The sequence below is a fragment of the Rhizobium sp. WYCCWR 11146 genome (assembly GCF_013591995.1).
Taxonomy (GTDB): Bacteria; Pseudomonadota; Alphaproteobacteria; order Rhizobiales; family Rhizobiaceae; genus Rhizobium; species Rhizobium indicum.
Genome location: NZ_JACCEY010000019.1, coordinates 251,400 through 277,567 on the forward strand (window position 1 = coordinate 251,400; position 26,168 = coordinate 277,567).

25 protein-coding genes, 1 tRNA gene and 2 pseudogenes are annotated in these 26,168 nt (G+C 61.0%); 15 read left to right on the forward strand and 13 right to left on the reverse strand.

Annotated features, from left to right (window positions below; translation table 11 throughout):
- Positions 1-43: 43 nt before the first annotated feature.
- The 3 genes from HX899_RS14360 to HX899_RS14370 all read right to left on the reverse strand — a co-directional run bounded on the left by HX899_RS14360 (position 44) and on the right by HX899_RS14370 (position 4,031).
- Positions 44-1,552 (reverse strand): ABC transporter substrate-binding protein, encoded by a 1,509-nt coding sequence (locus tag HX899_RS14360; RefSeq protein WP_171600230.1) that lies wholly within the window; start codon positions 1,550-1,552, stop codon positions 44-46.
- Positions 1,553-1,645: 93 nt separating this feature from the next.
- On the reverse strand, positions 1,646-2,377 hold the full coding sequence (locus tag HX899_RS14365; RefSeq protein WP_171600229.1) for a FadR/GntR family transcriptional regulator: 732 nt from the start codon (positions 2,375-2,377) through the stop codon (positions 1,646-1,648).
- Between the two features lie 211 nt (positions 2,378-2,588).
- Positions 2,589-4,031 carry a M81 family metallopeptidase gene (locus HX899_RS14370; protein ID WP_171600228.1) on the reverse strand — a complete coding sequence of 481 codons (1,443 nt, stop codon included), beginning with the start codon at positions 4,029-4,031 and terminating at the stop codon, positions 2,589-2,591.
- A gap of 473 nt (positions 4,032-4,504) precedes the next feature.
- Here HX899_RS14370 and HX899_RS14375 point away from each other — a divergent pair.
- Positions 4,505-4,609: pseudogene (locus HX899_RS14375) on the forward strand (LuxR C-terminal-related transcriptional regulator); the annotation flags it as partial.
- On the opposite strand, the gene HX899_RS14380 reads toward HX899_RS14375, so the two are convergent.
- Positions 4,608-5,540, reverse strand: coding sequence for a LysR family transcriptional regulator (locus HX899_RS14380; protein WP_171600227.1), 933 nt, complete (start codon positions 5,538-5,540; stop codon positions 4,608-4,610). The pseudogene HX899_RS14375 and the gene HX899_RS14380 overlap by 2 nt on opposite strands.
- Positions 5,541-5,598: 58 nt before the next feature.
- Here HX899_RS14380 and HX899_RS14385 point away from each other — a divergent pair, with 58 nt between their 5' ends.
- Together HX899_RS14385 and HX899_RS35665 are read left to right on the forward strand one after the other, a co-directional pair.
- Positions 5,599-6,348 (forward strand): SDR family NAD(P)-dependent oxidoreductase, encoded by a 750-nt coding sequence (locus tag HX899_RS14385; protein ID WP_181292718.1) that lies wholly within the window; start codon positions 5,599-5,601, stop codon positions 6,346-6,348.
- 120 nt (positions 6,349-6,468) lie between these two features.
- A pseudogene (locus tag HX899_RS35665) lies at positions 6,469-6,708 on the forward strand (IS481 family transposase); the annotation flags it as partial.
- Between the two features lie 44 nt (positions 6,709-6,752).
- Here the strand turns inward: HX899_RS35665 and HX899_RS14390 are convergent.
- Positions 6,753-6,827 (reverse strand) — tRNA-Gly (locus tag HX899_RS14390).
- Between the two features lie 256 nt (positions 6,828-7,083).
- Here HX899_RS14390 and HX899_RS14395 point away from each other — a divergent pair.
- The 4 genes from HX899_RS14395 to HX899_RS14410 all read left to right on the forward strand — a co-directional run bounded on the left by HX899_RS14395 (position 7,084) and on the right by HX899_RS14410 (position 9,875).
- Positions 7,084-7,593 carry a prolyl-tRNA synthetase associated domain-containing protein gene (locus HX899_RS14395; RefSeq protein ID WP_138389425.1) on the forward strand — a complete coding sequence of 170 codons (510 nt, stop codon included), beginning with the start codon at positions 7,084-7,086 and terminating at the stop codon, positions 7,591-7,593.
- Between the two features lie 160 nt (positions 7,594-7,753).
- The gene (gene trxA, locus HX899_RS14400; RefSeq protein WP_138389426.1) at positions 7,754-8,728 is read left to right on the forward strand and encodes a thioredoxin; all 975 of its coding nucleotides are present in this window, start codon (positions 7,754-7,756) and stop codon (positions 8,726-8,728) included.
- 262 nt (positions 8,729-8,990) lie between these two features.
- On the forward strand, positions 8,991-9,677 hold the full coding sequence (locus tag HX899_RS14405; protein ID WP_181292719.1) for an LON peptidase substrate-binding domain-containing protein: 687 nt from the start codon (positions 8,991-8,993) through the stop codon (positions 9,675-9,677).
- A gap of 9 nt (positions 9,678-9,686) precedes the next feature.
- Complete coding sequence (locus tag HX899_RS14410) at positions 9,687-9,875, forward strand: Trm112 family protein (protein WP_017962471.1); 189 nt, start codon at positions 9,687-9,689, stop codon at positions 9,873-9,875.
- Positions 9,876-9,918: 43 nt separating this feature from the next.
- Here HX899_RS14410 and HX899_RS14415 read toward each other — a convergent pair whose 3' ends face one another.
- The gene (locus HX899_RS14415; protein ID WP_138331858.1) at positions 9,919-11,133 is read right to left on the reverse strand and encodes a ubiquinone biosynthesis hydroxylase; all 1,215 of its coding nucleotides are present in this window, start codon (positions 11,131-11,133) and stop codon (positions 9,919-9,921) included.
- An 83-nt stretch (positions 11,134-11,216) separates the two neighbouring features.
- Between HX899_RS14415 and tesB the strand changes: the two genes are divergently transcribed.
- The 6 genes from tesB to HX899_RS14445 all read left to right on the forward strand — a co-directional run bounded on the left by tesB (position 11,217) and on the right by HX899_RS14445 (position 18,988).
- Positions 11,217-12,101: an acyl-CoA thioesterase II gene (tesB, locus tag HX899_RS14420; protein ID WP_138331857.1), complete on the forward strand. Its 885-nt coding sequence runs from the start codon at positions 11,217-11,219 to the stop codon at positions 12,099-12,101.
- 211 nt (positions 12,102-12,312) lie between these two features.
- Positions 12,313-12,663, forward strand: a complete 351-nt coding sequence (locus tag HX899_RS14425; RefSeq protein ID WP_003543684.1) for a P-II family nitrogen regulator — start codon at positions 12,313-12,315, stop codon at positions 12,661-12,663.
- Between the two features lie 27 nt (positions 12,664-12,690).
- The gene (locus HX899_RS14430; RefSeq protein WP_138331856.1) at positions 12,691-14,121 is read left to right on the forward strand and encodes an ammonium transporter; all 1,431 of its coding nucleotides are present in this window, start codon (positions 12,691-12,693) and stop codon (positions 14,119-14,121) included.
- A gap of 250 nt (positions 14,122-14,371) precedes the next feature.
- Entirely contained in the window at positions 14,372-17,059 is a 2,688-nt protein-coding gene (locus HX899_RS14435; RefSeq protein ID WP_138331855.1) for a DNA translocase FtsK, read from the forward strand.
- A 139-nt stretch (positions 17,060-17,198) separates the two neighbouring features.
- Positions 17,199-17,867: an outer membrane lipoprotein carrier protein LolA gene (locus tag HX899_RS14440; RefSeq protein ID WP_138331854.1), complete on the forward strand. Its 669-nt coding sequence runs from the start codon at positions 17,199-17,201 to the stop codon at positions 17,865-17,867.
- 317 nt (positions 17,868-18,184) lie between these two features.
- A complete protein-coding gene (locus HX899_RS14445; protein WP_026160043.1) occupies positions 18,185-18,988 on the forward strand; it encodes an exodeoxyribonuclease III in 804 nt (267 codons plus the stop codon).
- Between the two features lie 49 nt (positions 18,989-19,037).
- On the opposite strand, the gene HX899_RS14450 is transcribed toward HX899_RS14445, so the two are convergent.
- Both HX899_RS14450 and HX899_RS14455 read right to left on the reverse strand, forming a co-directional pair.
- The gene (locus tag HX899_RS14450) at positions 19,038-19,493 is read right to left on the reverse strand and encodes a cyclic nucleotide-binding domain-containing protein (RefSeq protein ID WP_029870886.1); all 456 of its coding nucleotides are present in this window, start codon (positions 19,491-19,493) and stop codon (positions 19,038-19,040) included.
- Positions 19,494-19,630: 137 nt separating this feature from the next.
- Positions 19,631-20,314, reverse strand: coding sequence for a response regulator transcription factor (locus HX899_RS14455; protein ID WP_017995455.1), 684 nt, complete (start codon positions 20,312-20,314; stop codon positions 19,631-19,633).
- A 167-nt stretch (positions 20,315-20,481) separates the two neighbouring features.
- Here HX899_RS14455 and HX899_RS14460 point away from each other — a divergent pair, with 167 nt between their 5' ends.
- Entirely contained in the window at positions 20,482-21,003 is a 522-nt protein-coding gene (locus tag HX899_RS14460; RefSeq protein WP_138331853.1) for a L,D-transpeptidase, read from the forward strand.
- 131 nt (positions 21,004-21,134) lie between these two features.
- Positions 21,135-21,965, forward strand: a complete 831-nt coding sequence (locus HX899_RS14465) for an aldo/keto reductase (protein WP_181292720.1) — start codon at positions 21,135-21,137, stop codon at positions 21,963-21,965.
- 86 nt (positions 21,966-22,051) lie between these two features.
- Here HX899_RS14465 and HX899_RS14470 read toward each other — a convergent pair whose 3' ends face one another.
- The 5 genes from HX899_RS14470 to HX899_RS14490 all read right to left on the reverse strand — a co-directional run bounded on the left by HX899_RS14470 (position 22,052) and on the right by HX899_RS14490 (position 26,148).
- The gene (locus tag HX899_RS14470) at positions 22,052-22,405 is read right to left on the reverse strand and encodes a cell surface protein (RefSeq protein ID WP_180194880.1); all 354 of its coding nucleotides are present in this window, start codon (positions 22,403-22,405) and stop codon (positions 22,052-22,054) included.
- 422 nt (positions 22,406-22,827) lie between these two features.
- Positions 22,828-24,237 (reverse strand): 3-isopropylmalate dehydratase large subunit, encoded by a 1,410-nt coding sequence (gene leuC / locus HX899_RS14475; protein ID WP_138331850.1) that lies wholly within the window; start codon positions 24,235-24,237, stop codon positions 22,828-22,830.
- Positions 24,238-24,303: 66 nt separating this feature from the next.
- On the reverse strand, positions 24,304-24,540 hold the full coding sequence (locus HX899_RS14480) for a hypothetical protein (RefSeq protein WP_180194879.1): 237 nt from the start codon (positions 24,538-24,540) through the stop codon (positions 24,304-24,306).
- Complete coding sequence (locus HX899_RS14485) at positions 24,522-25,334, reverse strand: amino acid ABC transporter permease (RefSeq protein WP_181292721.1); 813 nt, start codon at positions 25,332-25,334, stop codon at positions 24,522-24,524. Before HX899_RS14485 ends, HX899_RS14480 begins: the two co-directional genes overlap by 19 nt.
- Positions 25,335-25,350: 16 nt before the next feature.
- Complete coding sequence (locus HX899_RS14490) at positions 25,351-26,148, reverse strand: transporter substrate-binding domain-containing protein (protein WP_181292722.1); 798 nt, start codon at positions 26,146-26,148, stop codon at positions 25,351-25,353.
- Positions 26,149-26,168 lie beyond the last annotated feature (20 nt).

Genomic DNA, 26,168 nt, shown 5'->3' on the forward strand with positions numbered 1-26,168 from the left:
CGTCCGAAAACCGCTCACACTTTTCGGCATCATGCTCTAGGGATCAGCCGGCTTTCTTGACGCCGACGAGGCGGATCATGCCATCCGGCGAGGGAACGAAGCCGGTGATGTTCTTGTGCAGCGCCCAGATCCAGGACTGATGGCCGAGATAGATGATCGGCAGATCATCGTTGAGGATGACGGCGGCGGCATCGTATTTCTGCTTGCGCACGGCGTCGTCGGTCGACGCACGGGCTTCGTTCAGCAGCTTGTCCACCTCGGGATTGCAGTATTTCGTGTCGTTGATGCCGCCCTTACAGGTGATGAACTGATGGATGTTGCCATCGGGATCGACGCGGCCGGACCAGTCGGAACGGCTGAGCTGATAGTTGCCGGCCGTCTGTTCGCTCAGCAGCGTGGCGAACTCCGTCGATTTCAGGCTGACGTCAAAGCCGGCTTCGCCGACCATCGACTGGATGATCTGCATCATCTGCATGGCAACGGGATTGTTCGGGATCTGCAGCTCGATCGGCACGCGGTCGAAACCGGCTTCCTTGATCAGCGCCTTGGCCTTGTCGAGATCGCGGGCGGGCACGGGAATATCCTTGTCGAACCACGGGCTGCTCGGCGGGAAGGGCTGGTTGCCGGCAACCGCCGTACCCTCATAGACGATCTGGTTGACGGCATCGCGGTCGATCGCCAGCGAGAAGGCCTGGCGCAGGCGCTTGTCCTTGCCGAACGGATTGTCGGCGCGCGCACCATTGCCGATATTGGTGTAGAGCGCCATGTAGCCGGTGCCGACGGCGTCGGCATAGACGAGGCTCGAATCGGACTTCACGGCTTCAGCATCGGTCGCGGCCAGACGCTCGATCATGTCGAGATCGCCGGACCGCAGATTGGCGAGGCGCACCGTCGTATCCGGGATCGGCAGATAGGTGAGCTTGTCGATGAAGATCTTGTCCTTGTTCCAGTAGTCCTGGAACTTTTCGAGCACGATGCGGTCCTGCTGGACACGCTCGACGAACTTGAACGGACCGGCGCAGACCGGGTGATCGCCGAACTTGGCGCCGAGTTCCTTGGCGGCCTTCGGCGAGACGATCATGCCGGCGCGGTCGGAAAGCTGGGCAAGAAGGGTGACGTCGGGCGCCTTTAGAGTGAACTTGACCTCGTATTCGCTTGTCGCCTCGACTTTTGCGACCGAGGTCAGTTCGCTCTTACGGCGTGATTCCGGCAGGGTGATGTTGCGCTCGATGGTGGCGACGACGGCTTCGGCGTTGAACGGAGTCTCGTCATGGAACTTGACGCCCTGGCGCAGTTTCATGGTGAGCTCTTTGCCATCGGCCGACCAGCTCCATTCGGTGGCAAGCTGCGGCACAATCTTCAGATCCGGTGAGACGTCGACCAGCTTGTCGCACATCGCGGTATAGACGATGCGGCCGACGAAGGTGCGCGACTGCGCGGGATCGAGCACGTCGGCATCGTCCTGCAGGCCGATCTTCAGGTCGACGGCGAAGGCAGGAAGTGCAAACAGTGCGCCGGCAACGGCGGTGGTCAGCAATTTGGCGATCTTCATTCCATTCTCCTCTGTCTATTTTTGTTTGGTTTTTGCTTCCATTCCGGCGGTTATGGCCCGCCTGTGTTTTTTCTCCCGGCTCACCTGCCCTGTTCAGGCGAGGGTCTTGTCGGCCTCCGTTTCGCTGTGATCGAGCGAGGTGATGCGGACGAGGCTTTCCTGTAGCGTCAGCAGATGCTGGCGCATCGCTTCGCCCGCCCTGGCCGGATCGCGGGCGGCGATCGCATCGACGATCGCCGTGTGCTGGTTAAAGGTGACGGGCCGCGTCCGGCTGGCGCTGCGGGCGCGCTCGCGGATCGTCTGCCAGGCCTCGTCCTGGCGCACGCGGTTGATCACGTCGAAGATGGTGAGGAAGAAACCGTTGCCGGCACATTGGGCGATCTGGCGGTGCAGCGCCCCGTCCCAGAGCTCTCGCCCGTCGGCATCGGTGCTTTCGTAGATCTTCTTCACCAGATCATACATGCGCTCGATATCGGCGGCTTTGGCGCGCATGGCGGCAAGCTGGGCGAGCTGCGGCTCGATGCGCAGGCGCACTTCCATGACTTCCATGAGATCGGTGCCGGCAACGATCGAGCCGACATGATCGCTCCAGCCGTCGGGGCGCGGCCCGGCATAGGTGCCGGAGCCTTGGCGGCGCCAGATGCGGCCCTCGGCCTCCAGCACTTCGAGGGCGCGACGGACGGCACGGCGGCCGACGCCAAGCATTTCCGAGAGGGTGCGCTCGGTCGGCAGCTTACCGTCGGCGTCGAGACTGTCGGACCGCAGGAGAGCCCTCAGCCTCTCCAGCGCATAATTCGAATTGCCCTGCGTCTCATCTATCGGCATTCGCTTAAATGGTCCGTACCAATTTTCTATTGGTTCAGTGCAAACCAAATCGCGCCGACCGTCAAGCGCTTTTTTGTGCAAATGGAAATCTGCCCGTTTTTTGCTCAAATCCCGCTATTGCCGCGATACGGGAAAACGGTCGATCGCGCCGACAGGGCGGCGGCGCGATCGACAATGTCATCCAGAAAAATGCAATTGGTTCAGGTGAAACTCAGTCCGGCGTCGAGCGTGCGGAGAGAAAGACCTGCGGCTCGAAGTCAAAATCCTTGTCGAAGGGGTAGGTCGGATGCTGCTTGCGCAGCCGTGGCAGACGCTCGACGAACTGGTCGACGACACCTGTTGATAGCGCCATCAGGTTCGGATTGGCGAGCGGCGCCAGTTCCGGCGAGAGATAGCCCGATTTGACGACGATGATCTTCGCCTGGTGCGGGTCGAGGCCGAGCCGGGTGAAATCGGCGATATTGTGATAGGGCCGGCGTTTGGCGGAGAGCACCAGATCGATACCACTGACCGAAACCACCGCCTGGCGGTCGGCGGGATCTGAAGTTTCGTGCAGGAACTTGACCGTGAAGCGGGCGATGACCGGCTTGCTACCCTTGGTGTCGAGCGAGGCGCCGACGCTGAGCTCCAGTTCCGCGCCGACGCCGGCAGCATAACAGGCCCCGGTCGCCGCCGTGTCGGCGATGCCGGCAAAGACGACGCCGGTGGCATCCCTGGCGATCAGTTCCGCCAGCACATCGGCCCGGTCCCCGACGCCGCCGCCGGTCGGATTGTCGCCGGATTCGGCAAGCACAACAGGGGCGGTCGGGCTTGCGATTGCTCTCGCGACGCATTCTTCGAGCGAGCCGGTCTCGCAGCCAAAGACAAAGTCTTCGCGCGCATCCCAATAAGCCCTCGCGAGACGTTTGGCCTCGCGTTCCAGCACGGCGCGGTCGGTGCCGGTCATGATGGCGGCAGCCGTGGCGCGCGGTTCGTCGGCCCAGACATAGCCGACCATCAGCGATGCATCCCAGACGCCGTCGAGCGCGTCGATCCCGGGCAACATGTCATAGAGGCTCTTTGCCGGCTCATCGACGGTGCTGGTGCGCTCGCCGGGCAGCACGACAGGGATCGGCGCCCAGAGGAGGCTCGGCCGCTCGCCGGTTTTGAGGCTCTTCACCAGCATGGAGACGGAACGGCGCATCGTCTCCTCGACATCGATATGCGGCGCGGTGCGGTAGGTGGAATAGATGTCGAGTGCATCGATGATGCGCTGGGTGACGTTGCCGTGCAGGTCGTAGCTTGCCGAAACCGTACAATCCTTGCCGACCAGCGCCCGGGCCGCGCTGATCCAGTCGCCTTCGGCATCCTCCATGCTCTCGACATACATGGCGCCGTGCATGGCGAGGTAGAGACCGTCGAGCGGCAGCATCGGCTTCAACCGCTCGAGGAATTCACTCTTGAAGGCCTCATAGGTGGCGCGCGAAACCGGGCCGCCCGCAATGGCGCGCGCATGGATCGTGGGCAGGAACTCGGCATCGTAATCCCTGAGAAAGGCGAAATACGGCGCTTCCAGCAGCGCCTCGCTGCGCACGACGCGAAAATCCTTCTCCTCGTTCAGGACGGGATTGTATGTGCTGCATTCGATATGAATGCCACCGACGGCGATGCGCATGGGAAACCTCAGTTGATATTGGGAGCAATCAGGACGTTATGAGCGGCGATGCGTTGGATACGGACCGGTATCGCCCGAAGGAGTTCGTGCTGCGATAAACTGAACATTCAGGGTCCGATCCGAAGACGCGTCCTTTTGCCTCGACAATAAGTTTACAAACGAACCAATCAACCAAAATAAATTACAAACTTGATCTTCTAAGCCGGTGTGGACGTGGACGTGCCATAATCAGTAAGCCTCCGACCTGCTCAGTTTCTGCCGTCGGATGCCGCGGGCCGATTGCTGCCGACAAACATCAGCGTCGCCATAAAGAAAAAATCCCACTTCGGGATCCCGAAATCCCCCCGCTTCGGGATTCCGAAATTCGTCGCGTTTTGGGCGGTGTCGCCACGGGGAAACATCCAATGATTTCAACACCGCAACCAATTTCGGGATTCCGAAGTGCTATATAGATTATGGTGGGGGTCTGGCTGCTGACGCATCGCGAGCGCGAGATCCTACGCGAGGTGGTGACGCGCGGACGCCTCAACAAACAGATCGCTTTCGACCTCCGCATCAGCGGCGTCACGGTCAAGCTCAGATGGCTTCGAGGGCTTTTGCTTCCCCGGCGATGAAATCGCAGACCAGTTTTACGCGCAACGGCACAGTGCGACCAAAGGCGTGCAGTGCATTAAAGGGAGCGCTCGGGAACGCAAACCCCGCCGCGAGTGTAACAAGCGTGCCGCCTGCCAGGTCTTTCGCGACCAGACATCGCAGAAGATAGGCTGCTCCCAGCCCACTGAGGGCAGCCTGAATGAGTGCGGCCCCTGAGTCGCAATCGACGCGCCCGAAGGGAATGAAGCTCGTCCCGTCCGGCAGGCGCAGAGGCTGCGTGATACCACCCAGTGCATAGCGGGCAAAGGGCAGAGCGGCCAGCGCTTCGGCAGTTGCAGGATTGCCCCAGGTCTTCAGAAAGGTCGGAGACCCGACGATCGCCATCGGCAGGTCGGCCAGGTGACGAACCATGAGGTCCCCCGGTGCGGGATTTCCAACGCGCAGCACAACGTCGTAGTCCTCCCTGATCAGATCGACGAACCGATCCGTAAGCCCGACTTCGAGATGCAGGTTCGGATAGTCGGCTGCAAAGCTTCCGAAGAGGCGCGGCAGCAATAGAGGCGCCATTTCGCTAGGCATGCTGATGCGCAAGCGACCCGAGGGCGCAACGTCGGACCTGATAGCCTCTTCACTTGCATCCAGGTCCCGCAACAGCGGCGCAACGCGGTCGAAGAAAAGTTGCCCGTCCTGGGTAAGCATCAGGGCGCGCGTGGAGCGCAGGAACAGCCGGGCGCCAATCTTCTTTTCCAGCCGCGCCACGCTCTTCGACACCGCTGACGGTGTCGTCGCCAGATCGCGGGCCGCGGCGCTGAACGATCCGGCCTCTACCGTCCGCACAAAAGCCATCAATCCGGGCATCTCGTTGAGCAGATTCGGCATTTGCACCTCCGCGGCACAGATCATGTGCCCGCCCATGATCTAATGACGAAGGGTGGCAGCGTTTATCTAATTTCTCGTTGAAAGGAGATAAACAATGCAACACCTCAAAGACAAGGTCGCCGTCATCACCGGCGGCAATAGCGGCATCGGCAAGGCGACCGCTCGGCTGTTCGCGGAAGAAGGAGCGCAGGTCATCATTTCCGGGCGCCGGCAGGATGCTGTCGACCGCGCCGTGCAAGAAATCGGTCCGTCGGCTATCGGCTTCGTGGGTGATGCCGCCGACCTGGAAGATCATCGCAGGCTGGCGGACACCGTGAGGAGCCGCTTCGGCGGGATCGACATCTACATGGCCAATGCTGGGATCATCAATCTCACCACCTCCGCCGAGGTGACTCCGGCAGACTATGACCGGCATTTCGCAATCAATACGCGCGGCGTGTTCTTCGGCGTGCAGACGATCGCCCCTCTGATCCGCGACGGCGGAAACATCATCGTTACGAGCTCGCTTGCGGCCACGAAGGTCCTCCCGGACCATGCCGCCTATGCCGGTTCAAAGGCAGCAACCGCCGCCTTTGCGAAAAACTGGGCGATCGAATTCAAGTCGCGGCGGATCCGCGTCAACATCCTGAGCCCGGGACCGGTCGAGACGGAAATCCTCGCCAAGCTGGGCGTATCGGAGGCCGAGCGGCCGGCATTCGAAGATTACATGGCTTCCCTGATCCCCGCCGGCCGTCTCGGCCGACCGGAAGAGTTGGCGCGCGCCGCACTCTTCCTCGCCTCCGATGCAGGAAGCTTTGTCAACGGGGTCGAGCTTCATGTCGATGGCGGTATGACCCTGGCTTAAAAGGCCTGCCCTTTGCCAGCCCCAACGGCTCTACAACCTGCGAAGCTGTCGGTCCAGTGGCCGAGGCTCGGCAGGTATCGAACGTATCAAGCCCGGCCATCGGCAGCAGAACGGTCCCCACTGGCCGAGATCGACTATCCCTTCCATGATCGCGAGGTGCTGTGACTAATTGCGGACGCATCTGCGTGCATCGCAAGAAGATCAAAATCTGGCCGGACAGAAACTGGGAATCAAGGAGGTCGATGATGATATTTGGCTTGTCAGCTTCATGCACTATGATCTGGGATACATCGATCTGGAGCAGAGGGCTTGCAAACCATAGAAAACCCGTTCGGCACGAGGTTGTCACCCATGTCTTAGGAACAATCCGTTACCTATGTCTTCGGTATGGGAAATTGGAAAACTGGAGCGGGCGAAGGGATTCGAACCCTCGACCCCAACCTTGGCAAGGTTGTGCTCTACCCCTGAGCTACACCCGCTCAATCCGCATCGGTCCGGGGTAGTTGTTGGACCGTGGGCGCCGCCTCGCGGCGACCGGCGCTATATGGCCTAACGGGTTTTCAAATGCAACAGGGAAATGACGGAGAGGCGAAGAAAAATTCTGGTGTTCGCAGACGCCCGGCGGAAAGGCCGCAAATGCGGGGCAAAGCGTCGGTCGCAAAGATTGCCAAACGATGTGGACCGACTTAATCAGGACGCCTCGCTTTTTTCCCTTCCTGCCCAATGGATTGCCCCATGTCAGAAAATGCCCCGAAGACAAGAGAAGAATTGTTTGCCTTTCTCGATGGGCTCGGCATTGCCCATAAGACGATCGATCATGCGCCGGTCTTCACCGTGGCGGAATCGGTCGCCTTGCGCGACGAGATCCCCGGCGGCCACACCAAGAACCTCTTCATCAAGGACAAGAAGGACAGGTATTTTCTGCTGACCGTGGAGGAAAATGCCGAAGTCGATCTCAAGCAGGTGCATAATTTGATCGGCGGGTCCGGCCGGGTCTCCTTCGGCAGGGCGGAAAAGCTGATGGAATATCTCGGCGTCATCCCTGGGGCGGTCACCGCTTTCGGCGCGATCAACGATACCGCGGAGAATGTCACCTTCGTGCTCGACGCGGAGCTGATGGCGCACGAGATCGTCAACTGCCATCCGCTATCCAATGATGCGACGACCTCGATTGCGAGCAGCGACCTTATCCGCTTCATGGAAGCGACGGGACATAAGCCGCTTGTCTTGAAAGTGACGTCCTGACATACGATTTTAGCGCTAAAGCGCGTCGCGATCTTTTAGATTCGCTTGCCGCGCTTTAGTCTTTGGTTTTGCGCATGTCTTTATCGCAAAACCGCCACACAGTTTTGCGCGACATGCTTTAGCAAAGACGCCGGCAGGATCGGCGCGGCGGGAGATACCTATGAGCGGCAGCGACAACCCCTATAACGGTTCCTTCGGAAATCAGATGACGGCGACGACAAGCTTTAGTGCTGCGCCGGAACCCGCGGCTGCGGCCGGCAGCTATATCACGGATACGACGACCGCGAGTTTCGCCAAGGACGTCATCGAGGAATCGCGCAAGCAGCCGGTGCTGGTCGATTTCTGGGCGCCCTGGTGCGGTCCGTGCAAGCAGCTGACGCCGGTCTTGGAAAAGGTAGTCAACGAAGCCAAGGGCCGCGTTCGGCTCGTCAAGATGAATATCGACGATCATCCCTCGATCGCCGGCCAGCTCGGCATCCAGTCGATCCCCGCTGTCATCGCCTTCGTCAACGGCCGTCCTGCCGACGGTTTCATGGGCGCGGTGCCGGAAAGCCAGATCCAGCAGTTCATCGACCGGATCGCCGGTCCGGCCGGCGCCGACGAGGCGGCCGAAATCGAAGCGGTGCTTGCGGAAGCGGCGGAACTGCTTGCCGCCGGCAATATCAACGAGGCCGCTCAGCTCTACGGCGCCGTCATGCAGGCCGATCCCGAGAACGCCAAGGCGCTTGCCGGCATGGCCGAATGCATGATCGCCGCCAACCAGCATCAGCGGGCACGCGAAATCCTGACGGAATTGCCGGAAGAGCTGGCGAAAGACGCCGGCATCCAGGCTGTGCTGATGAAGCTTGAGCAGATCGAGGAGGCCCGCAAGCTCGGCGATCCTGTTGCGCTCGAGCGCGAACTGGCCGCCAATCCCGACGATCACGAGGCACGGATCAAGCTTGCCAAGATTCGCAATGTCGAAGGCCGGCGCGACGAGGCGGCCGACCATCTGCTGCTGATCATGCGCAAGGACCGCGCTTTCGACGATGATGGCGCCCGCCGCCAGCTGCTGCAGTTCTTCGAGGTCTGGGGCTTCAAGGATCCGGCGACGGTTGCAGCGCGTCGCAAGCTTTCGGCGATGCTGTTCTCGTAGGGCGCACCACGGACGGTCTATCGCATTGAATCCGTGCATGATCTTTTCCGAAAGTCGATTCCGATTTTCGGGGTATTCGCAACTGCATAATTCCTTAAATCGGAATCGATTTAAGGTTTAAATTATGCAGTGATTCAAAGTGTTACAGCGTCCTTTGCGCGTCTAAAAAGACGCGCGGCGCTGTAAGTTCGAGCATCTGCCCTTGCGTTTTCGGGCGAGGGCACCACATTCTCGTCAAGACGGGCATGCCCGTTTTACAAGAATGCGGGACGGTTTCATGCAAGTCGGGAATGCCAGATACCTGAAGCCGGGCGATCTGCCTGATGCGATCGCTGTCTTCCCCCTGACCGGCGCCCTTCTCCTGCCGGCCGGGCAGCTTCCCCTCAACATTTTCGAGCCGCGCTATCTGGCGATGCTGGATGCGGCACTGACCGGAAACCGGCTGATCGGCATGGTGCAGCCAGCACTCGGCGAACATGAGGACAAGGGCGGCGAGCCCAACCTTGCCGCTGTCGGTTGCCTCGGCCGCATCACCTCCTTCGCCGAGACCGGCGACGGGCGCTATATCGTATCGCTGACCGGCGTCTGCCGTTTCCGGCTGCTGGAAGAGAAATCGACCAGCGATCCCTTCCGCATCTTCCGTATCGCCCCGTTCATCGCCGATCTCTCGGCCGCAAACGAGGAGGAGGCGGTCGACCGCGCAGCGCTTCTCACCGCCTTCAAGGCCTATCTCGATGCCAACAAGCTGGAGGCCGACTGGGAGAGCGTCGAGCGGGCGAGCAATCTGACGCTCGTCAATTCGCTGGCGATGATGTCGCCCTTCGGGCCGGCGGAAAAACAGGCGTTGCTGGAGGCGCCCGACCTGAAGACGCGGGCCGAGACGCTGATCGCCATTACCGAAATCGTGCTGGCGCGCGTCTTCGGTGACTCCGACACGGTTCTGCAGTAGACTTCAGCCATGGACGAAAAACTCAGCCGCGTCGATCCAAAGCTGCTCGATCTCCTGGTCTGCCCGCTCTCTAAGGGCCGGCTTTCCTATGATCGCGAACACAATGAGCTTGTCTCGGAAAAGGCGCGGCTTGCCTATCCGATCCGCGACGGCATTCCGATCATGCTGGTGTCCGAAGCCCGTCGTCTCGACGACTAAAGGGCGTCGCGGTTTTCCGTTCGGATTTTCGTAAGAACAAGGGTTAAATCGTCTGGCCGGCAAGCAGCCGCGGATTGTCCTTTGCCGTCGTTCCGGCCGCCTGGCCGATGAAGAAGGATTTGAGACGCGGCAGCCGGTCGACGATGCCGAGGCCGACGTCGCGGGCGATGCGGATCGGCGTCGCGTCGTTGGAGAAGAGCCGGTTCAGCACGTCGGTCGTCACCCCCATGCGGAAAGTGTCGAAGCGCCGCCAGGTCTGGTAGCGCTCGAGAATATTGATCGAGCCGATATCGAGGCCGAGGCGGTCGGCCTCGACGACGGTTTCGGCAAGTGCCGCCACATCCTTGAAGCCGAGATTGAGGCCCTGACCCGAAATCGGGTGGATGCCGTGGGCGGCGTCGCCGGCAAGCGCGAAACGCGGCGCGACGAAGGAGCGGGCGAGCGTCAGGCCGAGCGGGAAGGCGCGCTTGTCGCCGATCACTTTCAGGCTCCCAAGCTTGTGGCCGAAGCGGCGTTCGAGTTCTTCCTCGAAGATCAGGTCGTCGGCGGCGACCAGCCGGTTGGCATCCTGCGTGCGCTCCGTCCAGACGAGCGAGGAGCGGTTGTTCTTGAGCGGCAGGATGGCGAAAGGGCCGGCCGGCAGAAAATGTTCCTCGGCGCAGCCGTCATGCGGCCGCTCGTGTTCGACGGTTGCAACGATGCCGGACTGGCCGTAGTCCCAGGTGACGGTCCTGATGCCGGCGAGATCGCGCAGCGTCGAGCGCACGCCGTCGCAGGCAACCAGCAGCCGGGTTTCCAGCGCGCTGCCGTCCGAAAGCGTGACAGTGACATGGGTGTCATGGGTCTTCAGCTCCGTGGCGCCGAGCCCGTGGCGGATATCGATGCCGAGCCGGTCGCAGGCGCCGCGCAGGGCTGCGACCATCGCGACATTCGGTATCATGTGGGCGAAGGGCCGGCCGTCGGCCACTTCGCCGTCGAAGGTCAGAAAAACCGGACGCACCGGATCGGAGGTTTTGGAATCGGTGACGATCATTTTGGTGATCGGCTGGGCTTCCGGTTCGATCTCGTTCCAGATGCCGAAGACCTCGAGCATCTTCGCCGCCGCAGCGATGATGGCGGAAGCGCGCGTATCGTTTTTCCAGACATGCTCGGGGGCCGCCTCGACGACGGCGACATTCAGATGCGGCGCGGCCTGTTTGACCGCGACAGCGGCGGAAAGGCCGACATAACCCCCGCCCACAACCAGCATGTCCAGCATCGCGCCGCTCCCGTACCTTATGCCTCAGATGTGCTCTATATAGATCATCGCAACCTCACTTCCTACCGCTGGGAGACATAGAAATGACGGGCGAGACATCATGGCCTTCGGCGATGGAGACGCTGCTTTCGACGCTCGACCTCGAGCCGATCGAGGTCGATATCTTCCGCGGCCGCAGCCCCAAGGTCGGCTGGCAGCGGGTCTTCGGCGGCCAGGTGATCGGCCAGGCGCTGATGGCGGCGCAGCGCACCATCGAGGGCGAGCGTTTCGTCCATTCGCTGCATGCTTATTTCATGCGTCCCGGCGATCCCACGGTGCCGATCATCTATCAGGCGGAGCGCATCCGCGACGGATCGAGCTTCAACACGCGGCGTGTCGTCGCCATCCAGCACGGCAAGGCGATCTTCGCGCTGTCGGCCTCCTTCCAGGTGGAGGAGCCGGGCTTCGAGCACCAGATCGCGATGCCCGAGGTCGAGATGCCGGAGGCGCTGCTCGGCGAGCAGCAGATCAAGGAACAGTATCTGGCCCACGCGCCGGAAGCGATCCGAAAATACTGGCAGCGTGAGCGGCCGATCGAGATCCGTCCGGTCTCGCTGACGCATTATTTTTCCGACAGGAAACTCGATCCGAAGCAGGATGTCTGGGTGCGCGCCACCGGTCCGGTTCCCGACGACCGGCTCTATCAGGCGGCGGTGCTTGCCTATCTTTCGGACATGACGCTGCTCGATACGTCGCTCTATGCGCACGGAACGTCCATCTTCGACCAGAGCCTGCAGGTGGCGAGCCTCGATCACTCCATGTGGTTCCACAGACCCTGCAAGCTCGACGACTGGCTGCTTTATACGCAGGACAGTCCGTCGGCTTCAGGCGCCAGGGGATTAACCCGGGGTAGCCTGTTTACACGATCCGGTAGCCTGATCGCATCGGTCGCGCAGGAAGGCCTGATTCGGAAAAAGGCAAATGAATAAAAATTGTGCAACTTTATAAATTTGCGCGTTATTTGTGCGCTTATTGGCCAATCATTTGCCTGTTTATTGGCACTCTTTATTATAACCTTTACTTTTCAATAACTTACCACCAGCCTCGAATCTGGCACGTCCCTTGAATGTGTATTGGCCGGTCGCTGTTCAGGAACGTCAGCGGCAAGGAGAGTCGGCTCCGCGCCGAGGATAACGAAGGATGGGAAACCAGATGAAAATTGTGATGGCCATTATCAAGCCGTTCAAGCTCGATGAGGTCCGCGAAGCCCTTACGGCGATCGGTATTCAGGGGCTGACCGTAACCGAGGTGAAGGGCTACGGGCGCCAGAAGGGGCACACCGAAATCTATCGCGGCACCGAATATGCAGTCAGCTTCCTGCCGAAGCTCAAGATCGAAATCGCGGTTGCATCAGAACTCGTCGACAGGGCGGTCGAGGCCATTGCGGCATCGGCCAAGACCGGCCAGATCGGCGACGGCAAGATCTTCGTCTATTCAATCGACCATGCCGTGCGCATCCGTACGGGCGAAACCGATTCAGAAGCGCTGTAAGAACGGCAGATCAAGGAGCTTTTTCCAATGTCAATTTCGAAGTTTTCTTCCACCTTTGCGCGGCTTTGCGCAGCAACGGCTGCCCTTCTGGCGCCGGCCGTTGCTTTCGCGCAGGAGGCTGCACCAGCTGCCGCCACCGCTGCTGCTGCTCCTGCTTTCACCATGGACAAGGGTGACAATGCCTGGATGCTCGTCTCCTCGGCGCTCGTCCTTTTGATGACCATTCCCGGCCTTGCGCTTTTCTACGGCGGTCTCGTCCGCGCCAAGAACATGCTCTCGGTGCTGATGCAGGTTTTCATGATCACGGCCGTCGTGGCGCTGCTCTGGGTGACCTACGGTTATTCGCTCGCCTTCACCGACGGTGGCTCGCTGAACAGCTTCGTCGGCGGTTTCTCCAAGGCGTTCCTCGCCGGCGTCAATACCTCGTCGCTCGCTGAAACCTTCTCGAAGGGCGTCGCAATTCCGGAATACACCTTCATCGTGTTCCAGATGACGTTTGCCTGCATCACCCCCGGCCTGATCGTCGGCGCGTTCGCCGAACGCATCAAGTTCTCGGCCGTCATGCTCTTCGTCGTGCTCTGGGTCACCTTCATCTACTTCCCGATGGCACACATGGTCTGGTTCTGGGGCGGTCCGAGCTCCTACACCTCGCCGGCCGGCCTGATCTTCTCCTATGGCGCAATCGACTTTGCCGGCGGCACGGTCGTTCATATCAATGCCGGTATCGCGGGTCTCGTCGGCGCCATCATGCTCGGCAAGCGCACGGGCTATAAGAAGGAAATCATGGCTCCGCACTCGATGACGCTGACCATGGTCGGTGCCTCGCTGCTCTGGGTCGGCTGGTTCGGCTTCAATGCCGGGTCCAACCTCGAAGCCAATTCCTATGCCTCGCTTGCCTTCATCAACACCTTCGTCGCCACGGCTGCCGCCGCTGTGTCCTGGTGCATCGTCGAAACCCTCACCCGCGGCAAGGCTTCCATGCTGGGTGGCGCTTCCGGCGCCGTCGCCGGTCTCGTCGCCATTACCCCGGCGGCAGGCTTTGCCGGCCCGATGGGCTCGATCGTTCTCGGCTTGATCGTTTCGCCGGCCTGCTACTTCTTCGTTGACGTCGTGAAGAACAAGTTCAACTACGACGACAGTCTCGACGTCTTCGGCGTCCATTGCGTCGGCGGCATCATCGGCGCTCTCGGCACCGGTATCCTCGTCAACCCGGCACTCGGCGGTGCAGGCATCGTCGATTATTCCACCGCGGATTTCGCAGCCTCCTATGCCGGCACGGCAACCCAGGTCTGGGCTCAGGCCAAGGGCGTGCTGACGACGCTGCTGTGGTCGGGCATCGGCTCGGCGATCCTCTACAAGATCGTCGACGTCGTCATCGGCCTGCGTGTGACCGTCGAAGCCGAACGCGAAGGTCTCGACCTTTCGACCCACGGCGAAGCCGCCTACCACTCTTCCTGATCACAGGGTTTGCGGCGCCCGGCAGAAGGGCGCCGCTTCACGGCCCGTCGCGGCCTATCTAACCATAGACCGCATTTGGCCCGGACCTTTCAAGGTTCGGGCTTTTTTCATTTCCCGGTTCGGAATGCACGTCCAGGCATGCATGGTTAACATCGCTTTAACCCGGCTCTGATTAGGTAGAGCGGACGCATTTTGGCACGGCGAAGCTTCAGCGATTCGCGTGTCCTCAGGCATTGGACGGGTTAGACACATGGCAAGAAGCACGTCGCCGGCAATGGATGGCCGTCCGGATCGGTTCTCCTTCTCGGCATTCATGCTACGGCAGATCCAGGCGCTCATCGGCTTTGCGATCTTTCTGCTGCTGGCGTTCTGCGTCGCGGCGCTGGCGACATGGAATGTTGCGGATCCGAGCTATTCCTATGCGACCGCCAACTCGCCGACGAATATTCTCGGTTACACCGGTGCTGCTTTTGCCGATATCGTCATGCAGTTCCTCGGGCTTGCCAGCGTCGTTTCGATGTTGCCGATCGTCGCCTGGGCGCTGACGCTGATCTCGGGCCGCCGCTTCAGCCGTATTCCCGCCCGTGCCGGCGCCTGGTTCGGCGGTTCGGTGCTTTCCTGCGCCGTACTCGGCTGCTTTCCGCCGCCGCTCACCTGGCCGATCCCGAACGGCATCGGCGGTGTGATCGGAGATATGATCCTGCGTTTTCCCGCACTCTTCGTCGGCGCTTATCCCACCGGCACCTTCGCCATGGTGGTCGGCTGCATCTTTGCCGCGCCGACCGCCTGGATGATGCTCTTTGCCTCAGGCCTCGTCGGCCGCAGCGACGCAGACGACGAGATCGAGGAGGACTACGTTGATACCCGTAGCAAGGCTCGCGTCGTCGGAGACGAGGACGAGGAGGAGGACGAGTCCCGCTGGGTCGCTTTCAGCGGTGCCGTGACGCATGCCTGGTACATGAGCCAGGGTCGGCTGCGCCGGCTCTTCGGCATGGGACCGCGCAAGCGCCGTCAGGGCGATTACGAATCACCTTATGATTTCAACGATGACGAATTCGGCACGCTGAACGAACCCGTTCGTGCCAAGGCGCTGACCGTCCGCGGCGAGCGCATGGAACCGTCGATGGAGCCATCGATGGGAGCAAGGGCGGCATCACCGCGGCGCATCGTCTCGGCGCCGTCGATGTCCATCGATGACGATGACGATAATGACGACGACCTGCCCTTCGATAACGACATGCCGCCGCGCCCGGCCGATATCCTGCCCGACGACGATGATGACGACTGGATGATCCGCGCGCCGGCAAAGGCCGCCGGCAAGCCGGAACCACGCGTCGTCCCGGTGGTCGCGCGTCCGAAGCCCAGCGCCCGCATCGAGCGGGAAGCGCAGGGCTCGTTCATTCGTCCCGAGGGTTTCCAGCTTCCGTCGATGCATCTGCTCGCCGAACCGAAGAATGTCGTGCGCGACTCCACGCTTTCGGCCGATGCGCTGGAACAGAATGCCCGGATGCTCGAGGGCGTGCTCGAAGATTTCGGCGTCAAGGGCGAGATCATCCATGTCCGCCCCGGCCCTGTCGTCACGCTCTACGAACTGGAGCCGGCGCCCGGCATCAAGTCGTCGCGCGTCATCGGCCTTGCCGACGATATTGCCCGCTCGATGAGCGCCATTGCCGCCCGCGTCGCCGTCGTGCCCGGCCGCAACGCGATCGGCATCGAATTGCCGAACCAGACGCGTGAGACCGTCTATCTGCGCGAACTCGTCGCCTCCCGGGATTTCGAAGGCAGCAAGGCGAAGCTCGCCATGGCGCTCGGCAAGACGATCGGCGGCGAAGCCGTGATCGCCGATCTCGCCAAGATGCCGCATCTGCTCGTCGCCGGCACCACCGGTTCCGGCAAGTCGGTCGCCATCAACACGATGATCCTGTCGCTGCTCTATCGTATGACGCCGGAACAGTGCCGGCTGATCATGATCGACCCGAAGATGCTCGAGCTCTCCGTCTATGACGGCATCCCGCATTTGCTTTCGCCTGTCGTCACCGATCCGAAAAAGGCCGTCGTCGCGCTCAAATGGACGGTGCGCGAGATGGAAGAGCGCTACAAGAAGATGTCGAAGATCGGCGTGCGCAACATTGACGGCTTCAACACCCGCGTCGAGCAGGCGCTGTCGAAGGGCGAGGCGATCTCGCGCACGGTGCAGACCGGCTTCGACCGCCATACCGGCGAGGCGATGTACGAGACCGAAGAATTCGATCTGCGGCCGATGCCCTATATCGTCGTGATCATCGACGAGATGGCCGACCTGATGATGGTCGCCGGCAAGGATATCGAAGGCGCCGTCCAGCGTCTGGCGCAGATGGCGCGTGCGGCCGGCATTCATGTGATCATGGCGACACAGCGTCCGTCGGTCGACGTCATCACCGGCACGATCAAGGCGAACTTCCCGACCCGCATCTCCTTCCAGGTGACCTCGAAGATCGACAGCCGCACCATTCTCGGCGAACAGGGCGCCGAACAGCTGCTCGGCATGGGCGACATGCTCTACATGGCGGGCGGCGGGCGTATCCAGCGCGTGCACGGCCCGTTCGTTTCGGATGTCGAGGTGGAAGAGATCGTCTCCTACCTGAAGACCCAGGGCTCGCCGCAATATCTCGACGCGATCACCGCCGATGACGATGAAGACGGCGATTACGGCGGCGGTGGCCCGGCCGGCACGTCCAATCTTTCCGAATCGGAAGATCCCTACGACCAGGCGGTCGCCATCGTGCTGCGCGACGGCAAGGCGTCGACCTCCTACGTCCAGCGCCGGCTGGGCATCGGCTACAACCGTGCCGCCTCGCTCGTCGAGCGCATGGAGAAGGAGGGCATCATCGGACCGGCCAACCATGCCGGCAAACGCGAGATCCTTGTTCCGACCGAAGGCGACATCCTCGACCGCTGACAGAACAGGCATATATTTCCAATACAGCCGCTTTTGCGGAAACCTGATAGCGTCGAAGCCGTTACCTCTCGCAGGCCGATCGCAACGCCTTGAAGACGCCGCCTTTCGGCAGCATGCAGATCGCATAAAGGAGATTTAGATGAGTCACTCCGATACCTTCCTCTCCGGCCTGACGGTAACGCGCCGCGACCTTCTCGGCGCCTTCGCCGTCGCTGCGATAACGAGCGCTATTCCCTTCGGCGCTTACGCGCAGGCGGCGGCTCCCGCCTCCGGCAAAGCGCAGGCGATCGCCGATCATTTTTCCGGTGTCACGACAATGCAGGGCGAATTCGTGCAGTTCGGCCCGCGCGGCGAACAGACCGGCGGCAAGTTCTTCATTCAGCGCCCCGGCAAGCTGCGCTTCAACTATGACGATCCGTCGCCGATGCGGGTAATTGCCGACGGCAAGAACGTCGCCATCGGCAATACGAAGCTCAAGACCTGGGATCTCTATCCGCTCTCCAAGACCCCGCTCAGCCTGCTCCTGGCGCAGCGTATCGACCTGTCGGCCGGCATGGTGAAGGGCGTGAAGGAAGAGTCCGACCTGACGACGATCGCGCTCGGCAACAATACGGTGTTTGGAAACTCGACCATCACCATGATGTTCGACCCGAAGACCTACGACCTGCGCCAGTGGACGATCACCGACAATCAGGGCAAGGATACCTCGGTGATGATCTTCAACGTCAAAACCGGCATGCAGTTCGACGATCGCGTCTTCCGCGTGCCCTATGAGACCATTCCCGGCACGCCTCAGTCGCGCGACTGAGAGCTTTTCGGTTGATCGCCGGCCGCTTTTACCAGATCCAGATGTTTTCAGGCCGGATTAGGTTGAAAACATCCGGATCTCAATCAAAGATTTGAGCATGATGTCGTCCGAAAACCGCTCACACTTTTCGGCATCATGCTCTATCTCTTTGTTTCCACGCAATTCCGGACGCAAAGCCGCTGCGCACTTTTGCTGGAATTGCGCTAGCGGCCGGTTCCCTCGCGTCCACCTTTGTTTTAAAGCCCTTTCATAAAGCGCATCGCGTCGAGCCGGGGTTCGGCCGGCATGCGGGCATTGGACGCGAGAGGGTATGGGGCATGGGCTTTTCGATCACCACCTGGAACATCAATTCGGTGCGGCTGCGCATGCCCATCGTCGAGCAGCTCGTTCTCAAGCACAGGCCCGATATCCTCTGCCTGCAGGAAACCAAGGTGACGAACGACCTGTTTCCCGCGGCACCGCTCAGGGCGATGGGCTATAATCACATCATCATCCATGGCCAGAAGGGCTATCACGGCGTGGCGATCGCCTCGCGCATTCCGTTGACCGAGGATCACCGGCAGGATTATTGCGGCGTCGGCGATGCGCGCCACATCTCGGCGATCTTCGAGCACGGCAATCGCCGCGTTCGGCTGCACAATTTCTATGTCCCGGCCGGCGGCGACGAGCCGGATCGCACGATCAATCCGAAATTCGGCCACAAGCTCGATTTCATCGAGGAGATGAAGCTGCTGAAAGCCAATGGCGAGGCCAACACCTCAGCCATCCTCGTCGGTGACCTCAACATCGCGCCGCTGGAGCATGATGTCTGGTCGCACAAGCAGCTTCTGAAGATCGTCAGCCATACGCCCGTCGAAACCGAGGGGCTGCTCGAGGTGATGAAGCGCGGCGCCTGGCTCGATCTGATGCGCCAGCATGTGCCTGCCAGCGAGAAACTCTACACCTGGTGGAGCTACCGCGCCAAGGATTGGGAGGCCGCCGATCGCGGCCGTCGTCTCGACCATATCTGGTCGTCGTCGGATCTCGGGCCGCATCTGAAGCGGATAGAAATCCTGAAGGAGGCGCGCGGCTGGGACCGGCCCTCCGACCACGTACCGGTGACGGCGCATTTCGATTTCTAGGGCGATGCGGTTCAGCTTTTCGTAAAGCGGAGAACTGCTCTAACCGGGATCAGTTGAAGCGGTAGAACTGGCTTGCGGCCTTTGCCGCGAGTTCGGCAAGATTGTCGCGGATCCGGTTCTCGATCAGTCGGGCTGCGTCCGGATATTCCTCGATCAGCCGGTGAAAGAGGGCGCGGGTGATGCGGATGATGCTGGTGTCCTCGCGCGCTACCGCGGTGAACTTACGCTCTACCAAGGTCACCAGCGCCAGTTCAGAAACCAGGGTTCCGGGGCCGGCGATCCCCCCTGTCCTCTGCATGCCGTCGCTGCTCGTTGCGCTCAGCTCCAGGCTGCCGCTGAGGATGACATAGGCGCTCTCGGCGGGCGAGCCCTGGCGAAACAGCATCTGGCCTGCAGCGATCATGCGCCGGTCGGCGCCAAAGGCGATCAACCGCAGCTGATCCTCGTTCATGTCTTTGAACAGAGGAAGCTGCGCGAGCATGTGGATGTCGTCGGTCAGCGCCATGCGGGCTTTTCGCCTTAGAGCAATTCCAGCAGAAGTGTCTAGCGGTTTTGCCAGGAAAAGCGTGAAACGCTTTTGCCGAGAATTGCGTGAAAACAAAGAGATAGAGCACTTCCGTGATTTGGAAAAACGGAAATGCTCTAGGGTATGATCTTGTAGCCGCCGTTTTCCGTGACGAGGATTTCAGCATTGGAGGGATCGCGCTCGATCTTCTGGCGCAGGCGATAGACGTGGGTTTCCAGCGTATGCGTCGTCACCCCGGAATTATAGCCCCAGACCTCTTCGAGCAGCACGTCGCGGGTAACGACCTTCTGTTCGGCGCGGTAGAGATAGCGGATGATTGCCGCTTCCTTTTCCGTCAGCCGGATCTTCTGGCCGTTATCGGTGGTCAGGAGCTTCTGGCTCGGCTTGAAGAGGTAGGGGCCGACGGTGAAGGTCGCGTCCTCGCTCTGCTCATGCTGGCGCAGCTGCACGCGGATGCGGGCGAGCAGCACGGCGAAGCGGAAAGGCTTGGTGACATAATCGTTGGCGCCGGCTTCGAGACCGAGGATCGTGTCCGAATCGGTATCGTGGCCAGTCAGCATGATGATCGGCGCCTTGAAACCGCCCTTGCGCAGCAGCTTCACTGCCTCGCGGCCGTCCATATCGGGCAGGCCGACATCCATAATCAGCAGGTCGATCGGCGTCGCGCGGGCGGTCGCGACACCCTTGCCGGCGTTGGCTTCCTGCAGAACCGTGAATTCCTCATACAGCGACAATTGCTCCGTCAGCGTCTGCCGAAGGTCATCGTCGTCATCCACCAGAAGAATGGTGCGTGCGGTCATGCCGTTTGCGTCCTCATGTTAAGTCCCCTAGTCCTACGCCAAATTCCTGGTTTGGCAAGGATCGGGCAGCGGGCTGTTGCCGGGTCGGTTTCGATATGATTTCAATCGAAGCCCCAGACAAGGCACGACATGCGAGAAAAATGGAAAAAGCAAGGCAGAGGCGAGGTATGACGCCGTCGACGATCGTGGTGCGTCCTGCGCCGGGGCGCAAGAGCCGGGCGATCGTCCGGTTCGGCGCCATCACCGTGCCCGCTGCGATCGGCCGCTCCGGCCGCACCGTGATGAAACGCGAGGGCGACGGCGCCACGCCGATCGCCTCGATGAGGCTGATATCGGGCTTCCGGCGTGGCGAGCGGAACGGCCGGCTCGTCACTCCGCTTTCCATCCGCCGCATCCGGCCCGACATGCTCTGGTGCGATCAATCTGACAATGCCAGCTACAACCGCCTCGTCCGGGCGCCGTTCAGCGCAAGTCACGAGGAGATGCGGCGCAGCGACTGGCTCTACGATATCTGCCTGGTGATGGACTGGAACATCTCCTCGCGTGCGCGCAATCGCGGCTCGGCGATCTTCTTCCATCTCATCCGGCCGGGCTACGAGCCGACGGCGGGCTGCGTGGCGGTGAGCCTGCGCGACATGCGCCGCCTGCTGCCACACATTCGAAAGGGAACGATTGTCCGCGTCGTCTGATTGTCTTCCGGATGCGGTCACCTATATGTTTCCGGTGACCGAACGCTCCGGCTGAAATGCGTTCAGGGACGTCCGCAAGCGCGGGCGCAATTCATGCCTCGTCCAATTCTTCAAACTCCCGGAGATATATTGTGACCGCTCAACCTATCATCACTTTCCATGACGGACATTCCATTCCACAAATCGGCCTCGGCGTCTGGCAGACGCCGCAGGATATTGCCGCTCCCACCGTGCGCACGGCGATCGCCGCCGGCTATCGTCACATCGATACGGCTTCCGGCTACGACAACGAAGAGGGCGTCGGCGAAGGCATCCGCTCTTCCGGCCTCAGCCGCAAAGACATCTTCGTCACCACCAAGCTCAGGAATACCGATCAGGGCTATGACAATACACTGCGCGCCTTCGACGGCAGCCTGAAGAAGCTCGGTTCCGAATATGTCGACCTCTATCTCATTCACTGGCCGTCGCCGCATCGCGGCCTTTATACCGAGACCTGGAAGGCTTTCGCGCGGATCCGGGAAGAGGGCCGCGCCCGCTCGATCGGCGTGTCGAATTTCTATCCTGAACATCTCGAGCGTATCATCGGCGAAACCGGCGTCGTTCCCGTCATCAACCAGATCGAGCTGCATCCCGACTTCCAGCAGAAAGTGGCGCAGGAAGCTCACAAAAAGCTGAACATCGCCACCGAATCCTGGAGCCCGCTCGGCCAGGGCAAGTTCATCTCAAACGCGGATATCGGCAAGATCGCCAAGAAGCATCAGAAGACGCCGGCCCAGGTCATCATTCGCTGGCACATCGACACCGGCCTCGTCGTCATCCCGAAATCGGTGACGCCGTCGCGTATCGAGGAGAATTTCCAGGTATTCGACTTCAAGCTTGATGCCGACGATATGGCCGCGATCGCCAAGCTCGACAGCGCCGGTGCCCGCATGGGACCTGACCCGCACACAGCGACCTTCTAAGCGTCGTCCCAATCATTGCCAAGCCAATCAGCGGCCGCCTCGGGAGAGATCACCCGCGGCGGCCTTTCTATGATGGGCCTGCCGCTTCAATAATTACATTTGGACGAGCCGTTGGTCGGGGTAAAACCGTAGTTGCAGGCATTGTTCAGGCGCTGCGGCCGTCCGATCGAGCCGGTATATTCGTCCGAAGCAAAGGCGCGCGAGGGATACCAATAGCCGTTCGAGCTCTTGATATAGCCGGGCCGCGCGCTGCTATAACCGCGATATCCGTTGAGAGTTGGTGCCTTGCCTTGCGCAACCTGTTGCCACAAGCCGGAAGAGACCGTCATCGGCGGTGCCGGCGGATGGATCGGCGCAGCCGCAGCGGCATCGATTGATGCCAGCGACGCGAACACGCCCAGGATGGTTTGCGGCAGGCGTCCTGCCATTTTCTGTCTCATGGCTATTCTCCCAGATCACACAACGCGGAACTTTGCTCATGCATAATTCCTTAAATCGGAATCGATTTAAGGATGAAATTATGCAGCAATTCAAAATGTTACAGCGTCATTTGCGCGTCTGAAAAGACGCGCGGCGCTGTAGCGCAGCCAGGCCAGTGATCGCCGAAACCGGCAATGGACGCGCGAAAGCGTGCCTGTCGAAAGTCGCGCGAGATGCGTCTGAAAGCGCCATCTGGATGAAGCCACAGGCATTCCCCGATGTCGATTGCCCGAACGGGTGAAATCGAGAATGCGGGTCATTCACTGACGAGCCCAAGAAAGCAATACCCACCAGGCGCCGAAGACAGGGGGTGCCACAAATGCGAAGCCCACCGATGCGCAGGGGCATCGGTGGGCTTTTGATTGTCATCCGTTTTGATGTATCAGTTCCACTCGCGGATATCGACGAAGTGGCCGGCGATTGCGGCTGCGGCTGCCATTGCCGGCGAGACGAGGTGCGTGCGGCCCTTGAAGCCCTGACGGCCTTCGAAGTTGCGGTTCGAGGTCGAAGCGCAGCGTTCGCCCGGCTTCAGGCGGTCGTCGTTCATGGCAAGGCACATGGAGCAGCCCGGCTCGCGCCAGTCGAAACCGGCGGCCTTGAAGATCTTGTCGAGACCTTCGGCTTCCGCCTGTTCCTTGACGAGGCCGGAACCCGGCACGATCATCGCGTCGACAGTCGGGGCAACCGTCTTGCCTTCGACGACCTTGGCGACTTCGCGCAGATCCTCGATGCGGCCGTTGGTGCAGGAGCCGATGAAGACGCGGTCGAGCGTGATGTCGGTCATCTTCGTGCCCGGCTTCAGGCCCATATAGTCGAGCGCGCGCCATTTGGAGGTGCGCTTGGTTTCGTCCGGAATGTCGTCCGGGTTCGGAACGATGCCCTGGACGGAGATGACATCCTCGGGCGAGGAGCCCCAGGAAACGATCGGCGGCAGGCTGGCGGCGTCGAGCACGACGACGCGGTCGTAATGAGCGCCCTCGTCGGTCTGCAGCGTCTTCCAGTAGGCGATCGCCTGTTCCAGCGCCTCGCCCTTCGGCGCGCGCGGCTTGCCCTTGATATATTCGAAGGTCTTTTCATCCGGGGCGATCAGGCCGGCGCGGGCGCCGCCTTCGATCGTCATGTTGCAGATGGTCATGCGGCCTTCCATCGACAGCGCGCGGATCGCTTCGCCGGCAAATTCGATGACGTGGCCGGTGCCGCCGGCCGTGCCGATCTCGCCGATGATGGCAAGGATGATGTCCTTGGCGGTGACGTGCGGCGGAAGCACGCCGTCGACCCGCACCAGCATGTTTTTCGCCTTCTTCTGGATCAGCGTCTGGGTCGCCAGAACATGCTCGACCTCGGAGGTGCCGATGCCGTGCGCCAGCGCGCCGAAAGCGCCGTGCGTCGAGGTGTGGCTGTCGCCGCAGACGATGGTCATGCCGGGCAGGGTGAAGCCCTGTTCCGGACCGACGATGTGGACGATGCCCTGGCGCTTATCGCTTGCCGAATAATATTCGACGCCGAATTCGGCGGCGTTGGTCGCCAGCGCTTCCACCTGGATGCGGCTTTCCTCGTTCTTGATGCCGAGGTGGCGGTCGGGCGAAGTCGGAACGTTATGGTCGACGACGGCGAGCGTCTTTTCCGGCGCGCGAACCTTGCGGCCGGTCATGCGCAGGCCTTCGAAAGCCTGCGGCGAGGTGACTTCGTGGACCAGATGGCGGTCGATGTACAGAAGACAGGTGCCGTCTGCCTGTTCGTCGACCAGATGATCGTCCCAGATCTTGTCGTAGATGGTACGCGGTGCGCTCATGGCGTTAAGTCCGTTTTTCTAAGCTTTTGGAAAATCGAGAAATGGCAGATCAGGCTCCGCCGGCCGTCATTCGATCAACGAAGTCGGCTGTTGAGCGCACCGGACACGCACGCAAAAAACCGTGCCGGCAGGCGATAGTGATCCTGCAGCACGAAAATATGCGCACCAATGCATCTGAACTTGGATTCCATGGCCCTGCATATAGCGATTTTTCGCGGCGGCTTCAATTTGAATCATCAGCAGGCGCTCTGCGGCCTCTCGGCGGCGCGGCGGGGATTGATCGCTTACCGCGACTTCATCCATTTCTCCGTCCGCCGCAGCGCCAGCGACAGGCCGATCGTCAGGATCAGATAGATATAGGTGACGATCGAATAGGTCTCGAAGAAGCGGAAGGAGCCGGCGGCATAGACCTTGCCCATCTGGGTGATGTCGGCGACGCCGAGCACCGAGACGAGCGAGCTGTCCTTCACCATCGAGACGAAATCGTTGGAGAGCGGCGGGAAGATCACCCGGATCGCCTGCGGGAAGACGACGGAGCGAAAGCGCCGGTAGCGCGACAGGCCAAGCGCCTTGGCCGCCTCGATCTGGCCGAGATCGACCGACTGGAAACCGGCCCGGAAGATTTCGGCGATGAAGGAGGAATAGCCGACCGTCAGCGCGATGATCGCTCGCCACATCAGCGAGAGATCACGCACCAGGACGGGCTCGGCCACGCCTGATGTCACCAGCGGTGAAATCAGGAAATTATAGCCTGCAACCAGAGCCGGCGCGCCGACGAAGGCGACGTAGAACAGCAGCACGAGGATCGGTATGCCGCGGATGATCTCGATGTAGAAGCGCGCAATCTGCCGCAACACCTGGCTATCGGCCATGCCAAGCAGGCAGACGCCGAGGCCGAGCACGGTGGCGAGCACGAAGGCGACCAGCGTGACGAAGACGGTGATGCCGACACCGTTGACGACGGTGCGGAAGACCTGGGCATAGATATCGTTGGCGACGATGACGACGGCAAGCACGATGCCGATCGTGACGAGGGCGACCAGCCACCAGGGATAGTCGTCCTTGACGTGTCTGTCGGGAGATGGTCGCACTGCCATCAATAGTTGCTCGGCGTCATTCGCCCATCTTGTAGTCGAGGAACCACTTCTTGTTCAGCCCATCCAGCGTGCCGTCGGTCTTGAGTGCGGCGATGGCGGCATTAACAGGGGCGACGAGGTCGGACCCTTTCGGGAAGATGAAGCCGAAATCTTCGGTGCCAAGCGGCTCGCCGATCAGCTTCAAGGCGCCGTTCGAGGCATCGACATAACCCTTGCCGGCGGTGCCGTCGGTCAGCACGACGTCGACATCGCCGGCCTTCAGGGCCTGGACGGTGGCGCCGAAGGTTTCGAAGAGCTTGATGCGCGGGTTCTGCTCGTTGCCATCCAGCACTTCATAGACGGCGGTGTAGAAGGGCGTGGTGCCGGGCTGAGCGCCGACCAGGCCATCCTTGAATTCGCCGAAGGATTTGGCATCGGTGAAGCGTTTCTCGTCGCCGCGCACCAGCATGAACTGCTGCGAGCGCATATAGGGATCGGAGAAGTCCACCTTCTGCTTGCGGTCTTCCTTGATGGTGATGCCGGTCATGCCGATGTTGTACTGGCCGTCGGACACCGCCTGGATCATAGCGTCCCAGCTGGTGTTCTGGTATTCGACCTTGAAGTTCAGCCGCTTGGCGATCTCGTTCATCGCATCATATTCCCAGCCGATCGCCTTGCCGAATTTCGGATCGACGAATTGCAGCGGCGGATAGGCATTCTCGGTGACGACGACGACGCTCTTGCCGCCCAGATCCGGCAGTTCGGCGGCCGATGCGGCGAGGGGTAGAAGAGCAAGGGCGGCGAAGCTCGCAAGAACGGTACGACGAAACAACATTGAACGGTTCCCCAAAATTG

What these genes read in the sequence shown, in the direction of transcription:
- HX899_RS14360 (WP_171600230.1), bottom strand. Translation starts at nt 1,552, where the DNA reads ATGAAGATCGCCAAATTGCTGACCACCGCCGTTGCCGGCGCACTGTTT.
- HX899_RS14365 (WP_171600229.1), bottom strand. Translation starts at nt 2,377, where the DNA reads ATGCCGATAGATGAGACGCAGGGCAATTCGAATTATGCGCTGGAGAGG.
- HX899_RS14370 (WP_171600228.1), bottom strand. Translation starts at nt 4,031, where the DNA reads ATGCGCATCGCCGTCGGTGGCATTCATATCGAATGCAGCACATACAAT.
- HX899_RS14380 (WP_171600227.1), bottom strand. Translation starts at nt 5,540, where the DNA reads ATGGGCGGGCACATGATCTGTGCCGCGGAGGTGCAAATGCCGAATCTG.
- HX899_RS14385 (WP_181292718.1), top strand. Translation starts at nt 5,599, where the DNA reads ATGCAACACCTCAAAGACAAGGTCGCCGTCATCACCGGCGGCAATAGC.
- HX899_RS14395 (WP_138389425.1), top strand. Translation starts at nt 7,084, where the DNA reads ATGTCAGAAAATGCCCCGAAGACAAGAGAAGAATTGTTTGCCTTTCTC.
- trxA (WP_138389426.1), top strand. Translation starts at nt 7,754, where the DNA reads ATGAGCGGCAGCGACAACCCCTATAACGGTTCCTTCGGAAATCAGATG.
- HX899_RS14405 (WP_181292719.1), top strand. Translation starts at nt 8,991, where the DNA reads ATGCGGGACGGTTTCATGCAAGTCGGGAATGCCAGATACCTGAAGCCG.
- HX899_RS14410 (WP_017962471.1), top strand. Translation starts at nt 9,687, where the DNA reads ATGGACGAAAAACTCAGCCGCGTCGATCCAAAGCTGCTCGATCTCCTG.
- HX899_RS14415 (WP_138331858.1), bottom strand. Translation starts at nt 11,133, where the DNA reads ATGCTGGACATGCTGGTTGTGGGCGGGGGTTATGTCGGCCTTTCCGCC.
- tesB (WP_138331857.1), top strand. Translation starts at nt 11,217, where the DNA reads ATGACGGGCGAGACATCATGGCCTTCGGCGATGGAGACGCTGCTTTCG.
- HX899_RS14425 (WP_003543684.1), top strand. Translation starts at nt 12,313, where the DNA reads ATGGGAAACCAGATGAAAATTGTGATGGCCATTATCAAGCCGTTCAAG.
- HX899_RS14430 (WP_138331856.1), top strand. Translation starts at nt 12,691, where the DNA reads ATGTCAATTTCGAAGTTTTCTTCCACCTTTGCGCGGCTTTGCGCAGCA.
- HX899_RS14435 (WP_138331855.1), top strand. Translation starts at nt 14,372, where the DNA reads ATGGCAAGAAGCACGTCGCCGGCAATGGATGGCCGTCCGGATCGGTTC.
- HX899_RS14440 (WP_138331854.1), top strand. Translation starts at nt 17,199, where the DNA reads ATGAGTCACTCCGATACCTTCCTCTCCGGCCTGACGGTAACGCGCCGC.
- HX899_RS14445 (WP_026160043.1), top strand. Translation starts at nt 18,185, where the DNA reads ATGGGCTTTTCGATCACCACCTGGAACATCAATTCGGTGCGGCTGCGC.
- HX899_RS14450 (WP_029870886.1), bottom strand. Translation starts at nt 19,493, where the DNA reads ATGGCGCTGACCGACGACATCCACATGCTCGCGCAGCTTCCTCTGTTC.
- HX899_RS14455 (WP_017995455.1), bottom strand. Translation starts at nt 20,314, where the DNA reads ATGACCGCACGCACCATTCTTCTGGTGGATGACGACGATGACCTTCGG.
- HX899_RS14460 (WP_138331853.1), top strand. Translation starts at nt 20,482, where the DNA reads ATGACGCCGTCGACGATCGTGGTGCGTCCTGCGCCGGGGCGCAAGAGC.
- HX899_RS14470 (WP_180194880.1), bottom strand. Translation starts at nt 22,405, where the DNA reads ATGAGACAGAAAATGGCAGGACGCCTGCCGCAAACCATCCTGGGCGTG.
- leuC (WP_138331850.1), bottom strand. Translation starts at nt 24,237, where the DNA reads ATGAGCGCACCGCGTACCATCTACGACAAGATCTGGGACGATCATCTG.
- HX899_RS14480 (WP_180194879.1), bottom strand. Translation starts at nt 24,540, where the DNA reads ATGGATGAAGTCGCGGTAAGCGATCAATCCCCGCCGCGCCGCCGAGAG.
- HX899_RS14485 (WP_181292721.1), bottom strand. Translation starts at nt 25,334, where the DNA reads ATGGCAGTGCGACCATCTCCCGACAGACACGTCAAGGACGACTATCCC.
- HX899_RS14490 (WP_181292722.1), bottom strand. Translation starts at nt 26,148, where the DNA reads ATGTTGTTTCGTCGTACCGTTCTTGCGAGCTTCGCCGCCCTTGCTCTT.